Here is an 11,783-nt window from a genome sequence, read left to right as displayed (position 1 = left end):
ACTGAATACGGAGAAAACAAATGGCTGCAATTACCGCAAGCATGGTGGCTGAACTGCGCGCTAAGACCGATGCTCCCATGATGGAGTGCAAGAAGGCCTTGACCGAAGCCGAAGGCAACATGGACAAGGCAGAAGAACTGCTGCGCGTCAAACTGGGCAGCAAGGCGGGCAAGGCCGCTTCGCGCGTGACAGCTGAAGGTGTGGTGGCCAGCGCCATCAACGGCACCACCGGCGCGCTGGTGGAAGTCAACTGCGAAACCGATTTCGTTACCAAGAACGATAGCTTCATCGCTTTGGTGCAGGCGGCTGCGAAGCTGGTGGCTGCGAACAATCCTGCGGATGTGGCTGCCCTGGGTGCTTTGCCCTACGAGCAAGACGGTTTTGGCCCCACGTTGGAAGACGTGCGCAAGGGTCTCATCGGCAAGATCGGCGAGAACATGTCGTTCCGCCGCTTCAAGTATTTTGCTGGCACCAACAAGCTGGCGAGCTACCTGCACGGCACGCGCATTGGCGTCGTGGTCGAGTTTGATGGCGATGAAGCTGCTGCCAAAGATGTGGCCATGCACATTGCTGCCATGAAGCCCGTGGCGCTGACCAGCGCTGACGTGCCCGCTGAACTGATCGAAAAAGAGCGTTCGGTGGCAGCTGCCAAGGCCGAAGAAGACAAGAAGGCTGCTGAGGCAGCTGGCAAGCCTGTGCAATCGGACGAAATCGTTGCCAAGCGCATTGAAGGCGGCGTGCAAAAGTACCTGAAGGAAGTGTCGCTGTTCAACCAGCCTTTCGTGAAGAACGACAAGCAAACCGTTGAGCAAATGCTCAAGGCCGCTGGTACCACCGTCAAGGGCTTCACGCTCTACGTTGTGGGGGAAGGCATTGAGAAGAAGGTTGATGACTTCGCTGCTGAAGTGGCTGCCCAAGTGGCTGCTGCCAAGGCTGCTGCCTGATCATTGACGCCTACTGCCACCATTTACTGCATTTGATTTACGGAGAATCCCCATGTCCATCGCTACACCAGCCTACAAGCGTATTTTGCTCAAGCTGTCTGGTGAGGCGTTGATGGGGGACGATGCTTTTGGTATCAACCGCACCACGATTGAGCGTATGGTGCAAGAAGTCGCTGAAGTCACCCGTATGGGTGTCGAAGTGGCGGTGGTAATTGGTGGCGGCAATATTTTTCGTGGTGTGGCCGGTGGTGCGGTCGGTATGGATCGCGCTACTGCCGACTACATGGGCATGTTGGCCACGGTCATGAACGCATTGGCGCTGGCCGATGCCATGAACAAGCAAGGTTTGACGGCACGTGTGATGTCGGCCATTTCGATTGATCAAGTGGTCGAGCCCTATGTGCGTCCTAAAGCATTGCAATACCTTGAAGAAGGCAAGGTAGTGGTTTTTGCTGCGGGTACGGGTAATCCGTTTTTCACTACCGACACCGCAGCCGCCTTGCGTGGTGCTGAAATTGGTGCTGAGCTGGTGCTCAAGGCCACCAAAGTGGATGGTGTGTACTCCGCAGATCCGCACAAAGACCCGACTGCCACGCGCTATACCAAGTTGACTTTTGATGAGGCCATGGTGCGCAATCTGGGCATCATGGATGCGACAGCATTTGCCCTGTGTCGCGACCAGAAACTGCCCGTGAAGGTGTTTTCCATCATCAAGCCAGGCGCACTCAAGCGTGTGGTCATGGGCGAAGATGAAGGCACGCTGGTTTACGCTTGACAGGCTGCATGACTGCGGCGCCTTGCGCGGCGCAGCCACCAGCTTTTCACCCGAGGAAAAAACATGACTGCCGATATCAAGAAAAACACAGAAGCCAAGATGGATCAGTCCATTGTGGCCTTCAAGAACAATCTGCTGAAAATTCGCACGGGCCGCGCCAGTCCGGCACTGCTCGATACTGTGCATGTGGATTACTACGGCTCCATGGTGCCACTGAGCCAGGTGGCCAACGTCTCGCTCATTGATGCGCGCACCATCAGCGTGCAGCCCTGGGAAAAGAACATGGGCGCCAAGATCGAAAAAGCCATCCGTGAAAGCGATTTGGGTCTCAATCCCGCTTCCATGGGTGATCTGATCCGCGTTCCCATGCCTCCCATGAGCGAAGAGCGCCGCAAGGAAATGACCAAGCTGGCGCGCAACGAAGGCGAGTCGGCCAAGGTGGCTGTGCGCAACCTGCGCCGCGATGCCAACGAAGGCGTCAAAAAGCTGGTCAAAGACAAGCTGGCATCCGAAGACGACCAAAAGCGCTCCGAAGCCGAAATCCAGAAGATTACCGATCGGCATATTGCCGAGATCGATGCGCTGGTGGCGGCCAAAGAGCAAGAAATCATGGCGGTGTGAGGTCGGGCGCATTTTCTGTGTCCACCGCTCTAGCCCCCTTGCTCCAGGCACCACGCCACATCGCCATCGTCATGGATGGCAATGGCCGCTGGGCGCAGCGGCGCTTTCTGCCCCGTTTGGCTGGACACAAGCAGGGTGTCAATGCGCTGCGCCGTTGTACGCAGGCCTGCGCCCAGCGCGGTGTGGCTGTATTGACGGTGTTCGCTTTTTCTTCCGAGAACTGGAATCGCCCGGTCGATGAAGTCAGTGGCCTGCTGGAACTGCTGGCTTTGGCCCTGTCGCGCGAAGTGCCGCAACTGCGCAAGGATGGCGTATGTGTGCGCTTTGTGGGCGATCGGGCAGCATTGTCTGCCAAAGTGCGCAGCGGTCTGGAACAGGCCGAAGCAGCCACCGCGCACAACACCCGTCTGGTGCTCAACGTGTGTTTCAACTACGGTGGGCGCTGGGACATTGCCCAGGCGGCTGCCGCACTGGCCGCGCGCGGTGAGCCCATCACGGAAGCCAGCCTGAATGCTGCCATGTCCTTGTCTGCCGTACCTGATCCGGACTTGTTGATCCGCACGGGTGGTGAGATGCGGCTGAGCAATTTTCTCCTGTGGCAGGCTGCGTATTCCGAACTTTTTTTCAGCGACAAGTTGTGGCCCGATTTTGACGAAGCGGCACTGGACGAGGCGATTGCCGACTACAGCTCACGCCAGCGGCGCTTCGGGAAAACTTCAGAGCAAATCCTGGCAGCGCCTTCTCAGCCGCTGCACGCTTGAAAGGGCGCCATGCTGAAGCAGCGCGTAATCACGGCCTTGGTGTTGTTGGCCATTCTTTTGCCTGCACTGTTTTACCCGTCAGTGGTGCCATTTGCTGTGGTCGTGCTGTTGTTGATGGCTGCCAGCGCTTGGGAATGGGCGCGTCTGAATGGTTATGGCATGGGGCCATCGGTAGCAGCAGGTATCGTCTGTGTGGCCTTGTGCGCGCTAGCCTGGCAATCGGGCTGGTTGTTGCAGCCGCTGACCGGGCTGTGGCTGGTCGGCGGTGTGTTGTGGGTGTTGGGCAGTGCGGCCATGCTGTATGCAGGCGTGTCGGGTTGGCCGCGTGTACCAGTACTGCTGCGGCTCCTGGGCGGGTTGTTGGTGTTGTGGCTGGCTTGGCTGGCTGCGGTGCAGGCGCGTATGGTGGGCATCAACTTTTTGCTGTCGGCACTGGCGCTGGTCTGGGTGGCTGACATTGCGGCGTATTTTGCGGGCCGTGCTTTCGGCCTGCGCTTCACTAAAAACCGGCTGGCGCCTTCCATCAGCCCCGGCAAGAGCTGGGAAGGCGTGTGGGGCGGGGGCGTGGGGGTTCTGGGGCTGGCGCTGGTCTGGGTGGTGGCGGATGCTGCCTGGCAAGCACCCGTGGCCAGCCTGTTCACCCGCCTGGCAAGCCATGGTGGCTGGTGGTTGCTTCCTGCCATGTTGTTCATGACGGCCATGAGCGTGGTGGGTGATCTGGTCGAATCGCTGGTCAAGCGTGCTGCGGGCGCCAAAGACAGCAGCGCTTTGCTGCCTGGGCACGGTGGCGTGCTCGACCGCGTGGATGCCCTGCTGCCCACCTTGCCCCTGGCGATGATGTTTTACTCTTTGGTACACACAAATTCATGAAACAACGGCTCACGGTTCTGGGCTCGACCGGCTCGATTGGCACCAGCACCCTCGATGTGGTGGCGCGCCATCCCCAGCGCTTTGAAGTGTTTGCACTCAGCGCTGCCACGCAGGTCGATGCCATGCTGGCGCAGTGCGCGCAGTTTCAGCCGCGCTATGCCGTTATGGCCAGCGCTCCCCATGCCCAGTTGCTGGCTGAAAAAATCAAGGCAAATGGCCTTCAAACCCACGTTCTGCAAGCGCCAAAAGCTCTTGAATTGATAGCGTCTCACCCTGAGGTCGATGCGGTCATGGGGGCCATCGTGGGCGCCGCTGGCTTGGCACCTTGCCTGGCGGCGGCCCGTGCGGGCAAGCGCCTGTTGCTGGCCAACAAAGAGGCACTGGTGGTGGGGGGCGCGTTGTTCATGCAGACGGTGCAAGAAGGCGGTTGCACCCTGCTGCCCATTGACAGTGAGCACTCGGCCATTTTCCAGTGCTTGCCCGAAGATCCAGGCACTTGGGCGCAGCGCGTGGACAGTATTTTGCTCACCGCTTCCGGTGGGCCGTTTCGCCAGCGCGATCCTGCCACTTTGGCGGCCATTACCCCTGAGCAAGCCTGCGCGCATCCCAACTTTGCCATGGGTCGCAAGATATCGGTGGATTCGGCCACGATGATGAACAAGGCCTTGGAGGTGATCGAGGCGCGTTGGCTTTTCAATCTGGCGCCGGAGCAGATCAAGGTGGTCATCCATCCGCAGCAAATCATCCACTCGATGGTGCAGTTCAAGGACGCTTCGGTACTGGCCCAGTTGGGTACGCCCGACATGCGCGTACCCATTGCCTGCGGTTTGGCGTGGCCTGAGCGCATTGACAGCGGTGCAGCGGTGTTGGATTTTTCCAGCCTGTTGGGTCTTGCTTTTGAAGAGGCCGATGCCGTGCGCTTTCCGGGGTTGCACCTGTCTTGGCAGGCCTTGCGTGCGCCCGAGGGCACGACCACGGTGCTCAATGCCGCCAATGAGGTGGCCGTGGATGCTTTCCTCTCGCGCCAACTGCGCTTTGACCATATCCACCGCGTCAACCTGGCCACGCTGGAGGCCGTGTCGCCGCAACAGCCCGCCACGCTGGACGATTTGCTGGCGCTGGACGCCCAGGCACGCCGCGCTGCGCAGGCTGTCGTTGTGCGGCTGGCAGCTGCTTGATATTGGAGGCAACCATGCTCACGATCCTGGCTTTTGTGGTGGCGTTGGGCGTGTTGATTGCTGTGCATGAGTACGGCCATTACCGGGTCGCCGTGGCCTTTGGCGTCAAGGTGCTGCGCTTTTCGGTGGGCTTTGGCAAACCACTGCTGCGCTGGCGCTCCAAAGCGTCTGGAACAGAGTTCGTGCTGGCGGCATTCCCGTTGGGCGGCTATGTGCGCATGCTGGACGAGCGCGAAGCACCCGTAGCCTCCGAGGAGCGCCACCTCGCTTTCAACACCCAACCCTTGCGTGCGCGTGCGGCCATCGTGGCGGCGGGCCCGGTGGCCAATTTGCTGCTGGCGGTGGTGTTGTATGCCACTGTCAACTGGAGCGGGGTAGAGGAGCCCGTGGCTTATCTGGCCAGCCCGGTGCCCGGATCGGTAGCACAGGCCGCAGGATTGCGTGGTGGTGAACTGGTGCGCAACGCCGCCCTGGGATCGGACGAATTGCGTCCCGTGCGCTCGTTCGAGGACTTGCGCTGGATGCTCACACGCGGTGCCCTCGAATCCACCCCCGTGCAATTGGAGTTGGAGCCCAAGCCCGGTGCAGCACTGCGCACGGTGGTATTGCCGTTGGAACAAATCGATACCCAGGAAGCCGATGCGCAATTGCTGCGCAAAGTTGGCATCGTGGCGCCCTGGACTCGGCCGCTCATTGGCGCCTTGACTGAAGGGGGGGCTGGTCAGCGCGCTGGTTTGCGTGACGGTGACCTGGTGCTGGGCATTGGCAAAGTCGATGTGGTGGATGGACAGCAGCTGCGCGAACTGATTCGGGCCTCTGTGCGTGGAACGCAGCCACTGGCACAAGCCTGGCGCATTGACCGCGCCGGGCAGACGCTCACGCTCGAGGTCACCCCGGATGTAGTGCGTGACAGCGCTGGCGTCACCGGGCGCATTGGCGCCTACGTGGGCGCGCCGCCACAGCTCGCTACTGTGCAGTACGGCATGCTCGAGGGTTTGTGGGCTGGCGCAGTGCGCACTTGGGATGTATCGATTCTGACCCTGCGCATGATGGGCCGCATGGTGATCGGCGAGGCGTCACTGAAAAATCTCAGCGGGCCGCTCACGATTGCTGACTATGCCGGGCGTTCTGCCAGCATGGGACTGGCGCAGTACCTGGGATTTTTGGCGCTGATCAGCGTGAGTTTGGGGGTGCTGAACCTGCTGCCTTTGCCCGTTTTAGATGGTGGGCACCTGATGTATTATCTTTGGGAGGGCATCACCGGCAGAGGCGTGTCCGATGCCTGGATGGAGCGTTTGCAGCGCGGCGGCGTCGCGGTGCTGCTGCTCATGATGTCCATCGCCTTGTTCAACGATATCACCCGGCTCCTGGGCTAACCTTATGTCCGCCATGGCATGGCAGTGGCGGCACCTGCTTCATTCATGAAAACACACATCCACCGCTTTGGCGTGCGCACCGCATCGGCTGTTGCCGCCATGATTTTTGCGGCCCAGGCAGCATGGGCACTGGAACCTTTCAAAGTGCAGGACATTCGCGTGGAGGGGTTGCAGCGCGTGGAGCCCGGCACCGTCTTTGCCTCCATGCCGCTGCGTGTGGGCGAAGAGTACAACGATGAAAAAGGCGCTGCAGCCATTCGCGCACTTTTCGGACTGGGCTTGTTCACGGATGTGCGCCTGGAGGCTAACGGCGATGTGTTGGTCGTGGTGGTGCAGGAGCGTCCCACCATTGCTGACGTGAACTTTGCCGGCACCCGAGAGTTTGACAAAGAAGCGCTGCGCAAAAGCATGCGCGATGTGGGACTGACCGATGGCCGTCCCTATGACAAAGCCCTGGCGGATCGGGCCGAGCAAGAGCTCAAACGCCAGTACATCAACAAGAGTTTCTACGGCGCTGAGGTGGTAACCACCGTGACGCCCGTGGAGCGTAACCGGGTCAACCTGACTTTCACGGTAGTGGAGGGGGAGCCTGCCCGCATCAAGGACATCCGTATCGTTGGCAACAAGGCCTTCAGTGAATCGAGCCTGCGGGATTTGTTTGACCAGGACACCGGCGGCTGGCTGAGTTGGTACACCAAGTCCGATCGCTATTCGCGTGCCAAGCTCAATGCCGATCTGGAAGCGCTGCGTTCTTATTACCTACAGCGCGGTTACCTTGAATTCCGTATCGATTCGACGCAGGTTGCCATTTCTCCAGACAAGCAAGACATCTCTATTGCCATCAATGTGACCGAGGGCGATCCCTATGTGGTGTCTGGTGTCAAGCTGGAGGGCAATTACCTGGAGCGCGAGGACGAGTTCAAGTCGCTGGTCACCATCCGTCCCGGCGAGCCGTACAACGCAGATCAGGTGGCACAAACTACCAAGGCTTTTTCTGAGCATTTTGGTAACTTCGGTTTTGCTTTCGCCCGTGTCGAAGCAGTGCCAGAGATTGATCGCACGAATAACCGCGTGGCTCTGGTGTTGCAGGCAGAGCCCTCGCGCCGTGCCTATGTGCGCCGTATCCAGGTGGCAGGCAACAACCGCACCCGCGATGAAGTTGTGCGTCGGGAATTCCGCCAGTTCGAGGCATCTTGGTACGACGGTGAAAAAATCCGCCTCTCCCGCGATCGCGTAGACCGGCTAGGGTATTTCACCGATGTCAATATCGAAACCCAGGAGGTGCCTGGTGCGCCAGACCAAGTGGATGTGGTCGTGAGCGTGAATGAAAAGCCCACGGGCTCGCTGCAATTGGGGGCAGGGTTCTCGAGTGCCGAGAAAGTCTCGCTGTCTTTTGCGGTCAAGCAGGAAAACGTTTTTGGCTCAGGCAACTACTTGGGCATTGATGTCAACACCAGCAAGTACAAACGCACTTTCGTGTTCAGTACAACCAACCCGTACTTCACGGCTGACGGTATTTCGCGCACGTTTGATCTTTACTACCGCACCGACAAACCTTATGAAGACCAAGGCGGAAACTACGAGCTGGTCACCACAGGCGCCAGCATGCGCTTTGGTATCCCGTTCAGTGAAACTGACACGGTGTTTTTTGGTGGTGGCCTGGAGCGCAGCCAGATCAAGCCGGGTACCAATATCCCCGCTGCCTATCTCGCGTACGCCGATCGCTTTGGTTACACCAGCACTTCTGTGCCACTGACGGTCGGTTGGACGCGCGATGACCGTGACAGCGCATTGGCCCCCAACTCGGGCCGCTACCAACGGCTGAACTCCGAGTGGTCTGTGGCGGGCGATGCCCGCTACGTTCGCGCCAACTACCAGTACCAACAGTACGTGCCGCTCAATAAAAAGTTCACGCTGGCCTTCAACGGCGAGGTGGGGTTGGGTAAAGGCATGAATGGTCGCCCATTCCCCGTATTCAAGAACTTTTACTCCGGCGGTCTGGGTTCCGTACGTGGCTTTGACCAAGGCACACTGGGCCCACGCGATGTCACCGGCGCTTCTTTGGGCGGGCCGAAAAAAGTCACCCTCAATGCCGAGTTGATTACGCCTTTCCCCGGTGCAGGTAATGACCGCACGCTGCGCATGTTCACGTTTGTTGACGTGGGCAATGTGTACGGCGATGAAGAAAAAGTCCGGTTTGGCGAGATGCGTGCATCCGTCGGACTGGGTCTGAGCTGGATTTCTCCCTTGGGGCCGCTGCGCTTGGCATACGCCCACCCGGTGCGCAAGTTCGCGGGCGATAGAATCCAGAAACTGCAATTCCAAATTGGAACGTCTTTCTAATGAAATCACTTTCTCGCCATTTGTCCCTGGCCCTGCTGATGGGCTCTTTGGTTGCGGCTGTCCCGGTGCATGCCCAGGCTGAAGAATTCAAGGCTGGCTTTATCAATACGGACCGCATCTTCCGCGAAGCCAGTACCGCCAAAGCGGCGCAGACACGTCTGGAGCAGGAGTTTTCCCGCCGCGACAAAGAGCTGATTGATCAAGGCAACAACCTCAAAACTGCCAGCGAGAAGTTCGAACGCGAGGCTCCTACGATGGCAGAAAGCCAGCGCACCATCCGCCAGCGCCAGCTAGTGGACCAAGACCGTGACTTTCAGCGCAAGCGCCGTGAATTCCAGGAAGACCTGAACGCGCGCAAGAACGAAGAGCTGGCCGCTGTCCTGGAACGTGCCAACAAGGTAGTCAAGCAACTGGCTGAGCAGGAAAAGTACGACGTCATCCTGGATCAGGCGGTGTACATCAACCCCAAGCACGACATCACTGACAAGGTGATCAAGGCGCTGAATGCTGCGCCAGCCAAGTAAGCCCCTGCAAGCCTGGTTGGACTGCGCGTGAGCCTGCACCTTGCACAATTCATTGCGGTACTGGGGGGGCAGCTGGAGGGAGATCCCGAGCTGCCCATTGACCGGCTAGCGCCGCTTGAGGCGGCGGGCCCTCGGGAGCTGAGTTTCCTGAGCAATCCACGCTACCAGCCGCAACTGGCCGCCTCCCGGGCGGCCTGTGTCATTGTGGCGCCTGCCTTGGCTGAGGTCGCGCGCGCCCGTGGTGCCTGCATCGTGGCCGATGACCCCTACCTGTATTTCGCACGGGCCACGCAGCTCTGGAAGCAGCACCACCGCCCTGCGGTGGCTGTCGGCATCCACCCGAGCGCGGTGGTGGACAGCTCCGCCATCGTCCACCCTTCGGCATCGATTGGCCCGTTGTGCGTGGTCGAGCGCGGCGCGCACATTGGCGCCGATACCGTGCTCAAGTCGCGCGTGACGGTGGGTGAAGATTGCCGCATCGGCCAGCGCTGCATCCTGCACGCTGGCGTGGTGATTGGTGCCGATGGCTTTGGTTTTGCGCCGCACGGCGGTGCGTGGGTCAAGATAGAGCAGCTGGGTGCGGTGCGCATTGGTGACGATGTGGAAATTGGGGCCAATACCTGCATTGACCGTGGAGCACTGCAAGACACCGTGATTGAAGATGGCGTCAAGCTCGATAACCTGATCCAGATCGGCCACAACGTGCGCATTGGGCGTCACACCGCCATGGCGGGCTGTGCCGGGGTGGCTGGCAGCACCACCATCGGGGCGCACTGCACCATTGGCGGCGCGGCCAACATCCTGGGGCACCTGACGTTGGCTGACCATGTGCATGTCTCTGTGGCCACAGTGGTTTCGCATTCCATTGCCCGGCCAGGCCACTACACGGGCATATTCCCCATGGACGACAATCCCAAGTGGGAAAAAAACGCGGCCACGCTCAAGCAGCTGTACCGCCTGCGTGAGCGCATCAAGGCGCTCGAATCACAACAACAAACAACACCGATTGACCGACCCCGATGATGGACATCTACCAAATTCTCAAGCTTCTGCCCCACCGCTACCCTTTCTTGCTGGTAGACCGGGTGGTAGAGATTGACAGAGGAAAGCGCATCCAGGCGCTGAAGAACGTCTCGGTCAACGAGCCTTTTTTTACCGGCCATTTTCCAGCCCGTCCGGTGATGCCTGGCGTGCTCATCGTTGAAGCACTGGCGCAGGCGGCAGGCCTGCTGTCGTTTGACATGATGGGTGAGGCACCTGATTCCAACACGGTGTTCTACTTTGTTGGCATCGACAACGCCCGTTTCAAGCGCCCCGTGGAGCCCGGTGACCAACTCATTCTGGACGTGGAGCTGGACCGCATCAAGGGCGGCATCTACAAGTTCAAGTGTGTGGCGCGCGTCGATGGCAACGTGGCCTGCGAGGCCGACATCATGTGCACCATGCGCACCGTGGCCTGATATTTGCCTGCGGGTTTCGCTGTGAGCACTATTCACCCTACCGCCTTGGTTGATGCCGCTGCGCAGATCGACGCCAGTGTCACCATCGGCCCTTATGCCGTGATTGGCCCGCACGTGGTGCTGGGTGCAGGCACCACCGTCGGCGCCCATTGCGTGATCGAAGGCCACACCACCATTGGCCGCGACAACCGCATTTTTCAGTTCGCTTCGCTGGGCGCTGCCCCGCAAGACAAAAAATACGCTGGCGAGCCGACCCGGCTGGTCATTGGCGATCGCAACACCATCCGCGAGTTCTGCACCTTCAACACTGGCACCGTGCAAGACCAGAGCGTGACCCGCATCGGTGACGACAACTGGGTCATGGCCTATGTGCATATTGCCCACGACTGCGTGGTGGGCAACCAGACCATTTTGGCCAACAACGCTACGCTGGCAGGCCATGTGCAGGTCGATGACTACGCCATCATTGGTGGCCTCACGGGCATACACCAGTTCACCAAAGTGGGCGCGCATGTGATGGCCGGGTTTGCCAGCCATATTTCGCAGGATGTGCCACCGTTCATGATGGTCGATGGCAACCCGCTGGCCGTGCGCGGGCTCAACCTGGAAGGGTTGCGTCGGCGCGGTTTTTCGCCAGGACGCATTGCCGCTATCAAGCAAATGCACCGCTTGCTTTACCGCCAGGGCCTGACGCTGGAGGCTGCGCGCAGCGCCATTGCCGAGCTGCCCGCCGCCCACCCCGAGGCCGCCGCCGACATCGCGCAGCTGCTGGCGTTTCTGGCTACCTCAGCGCGCGGCATAGCCCGCTGAGAGCGCACCATGCCAAACCACACCCCCCGCGTCGCGATGGTGGCGGGCGAGACCTCGGGCGATCTGCTCGCGGGCTTGCTGCTCGATGGCCTGCAAGACCTGTGGCCGGGCCTGCCCAGCG

Annotated in this window: 12 protein-coding genes; all 12 read left to right on the top strand. The window is 60.0% G+C overall.

The features are described 5' to 3' along the window. The first annotated feature begins 20 nt into the window (after window positions 1-20). The 12 genes from tsf (at window position 21) to lpxA (ending at window position 11,662) form a co-directional block, all read left to right on the top strand. Window positions 21-944, top strand: a complete 924-nt coding sequence (gene tsf, locus PHX69_RS04960; RefSeq protein ID WP_119012815.1) for a translation elongation factor Ts — start codon at window positions 21-23, stop codon at window positions 942-944. Window positions 945-996: 52 nt separating this feature from the next. Then, window positions 997-1,719 carry a UMP kinase gene (pyrH, locus tag PHX69_RS04955; protein WP_119012814.1) on the top strand — a complete coding sequence of 241 codons (723 nt, stop codon included), beginning with the start codon at window positions 997-999 and terminating at the stop codon, window positions 1,717-1,719. A gap of 63 nt (window positions 1,720-1,782) precedes the next feature. Beyond that, a complete protein-coding gene (gene frr, locus PHX69_RS04950) occupies window positions 1,783-2,340 on the top strand; it encodes a ribosome recycling factor (RefSeq protein WP_288042636.1) in 558 nt (185 codons plus the stop codon). A 38-nt stretch (window positions 2,341-2,378) separates the two neighbouring features. Continuing rightward, entirely contained in the window at window positions 2,379-3,101 is a 723-nt protein-coding gene (gene uppS, locus PHX69_RS04945) for a polyprenyl diphosphate synthase (protein ID WP_288042635.1), read from the top strand. A 9-nt stretch (window positions 3,102-3,110) separates the two neighbouring features. Further along, window positions 3,111-3,971 carry a phosphatidate cytidylyltransferase gene (locus tag PHX69_RS04940; RefSeq protein WP_288042634.1) on the top strand — a complete coding sequence of 287 codons (861 nt, stop codon included), beginning with the start codon at window positions 3,111-3,113 and terminating at the stop codon, window positions 3,969-3,971. Then, window positions 3,968-5,149: a 1-deoxy-D-xylulose-5-phosphate reductoisomerase gene (ispC, locus tag PHX69_RS04935; protein ID WP_288042633.1), complete on the top strand. Its 1,182-nt coding sequence runs from the start codon at window positions 3,968-3,970 to the stop codon at window positions 5,147-5,149. Before PHX69_RS04940 ends, ispC begins: the two co-directional genes overlap by 4 nt. A 14-nt stretch (window positions 5,150-5,163) precedes the next feature. Then, window positions 5,164-6,525 (top strand): RIP metalloprotease RseP, encoded by a 1,362-nt coding sequence (gene rseP / locus PHX69_RS04930; protein ID WP_119012840.1) that lies wholly within the window; start codon window positions 5,164-5,166, stop codon window positions 6,523-6,525. A 45-nt stretch (window positions 6,526-6,570) separates the two neighbouring features. Beyond that, a complete protein-coding gene (gene bamA / locus PHX69_RS04925; RefSeq protein WP_119012809.1) occupies window positions 6,571-8,868 on the top strand; it encodes an outer membrane protein assembly factor BamA in 2,298 nt (765 codons plus the stop codon). Beyond that, on the top strand, window positions 8,868-9,392 hold the full coding sequence (locus PHX69_RS04920; protein WP_119012808.1) for an OmpH/Skp family outer membrane protein: 525 nt from the start codon (window positions 8,868-8,870) through the stop codon (window positions 9,390-9,392). The genes bamA and PHX69_RS04920 overlap by 1 nt, the downstream gene beginning before the upstream one ends. 27 nt (window positions 9,393-9,419) lie before the next feature. Further along, the gene (gene lpxD, locus PHX69_RS04915) at window positions 9,420-10,415 is read left to right on the top strand and encodes a UDP-3-O-(3-hydroxymyristoyl)glucosamine N-acyltransferase (protein ID WP_119012807.1); all 996 of its coding nucleotides are present in this window, start codon (window positions 9,420-9,422) and stop codon (window positions 10,413-10,415) included. Beyond that, a complete protein-coding gene (fabZ, locus tag PHX69_RS04910) occupies window positions 10,412-10,852 on the top strand; it encodes a 3-hydroxyacyl-ACP dehydratase FabZ (protein WP_119012806.1) in 441 nt (146 codons plus the stop codon). The genes lpxD and fabZ overlap by 4 nt, the downstream gene beginning before the upstream one ends. A 21-nt stretch (window positions 10,853-10,873) precedes the next feature. Beyond that, window positions 10,874-11,662: an acyl-ACP--UDP-N-acetylglucosamine O-acyltransferase gene (gene lpxA / locus PHX69_RS04905; protein WP_288042632.1), complete on the top strand. Its 789-nt coding sequence runs from the start codon at window positions 10,874-10,876 to the stop codon at window positions 11,660-11,662. The last annotated feature ends 121 nt before the right edge of the window (window positions 11,663-11,783 follow it).

The sequence above is a fragment of the Simplicispira sp. genome (assembly GCF_028687295.1).
Lineage (GTDB): Bacteria > Pseudomonadota > Gammaproteobacteria > Burkholderiales > Burkholderiaceae_C > Simplicispira > Simplicispira metamorpha.
The sequence above is the reverse complement of the archived record's forward strand: the minus strand, read 5'-3'. Positions and strand labels throughout refer to the sequence as shown.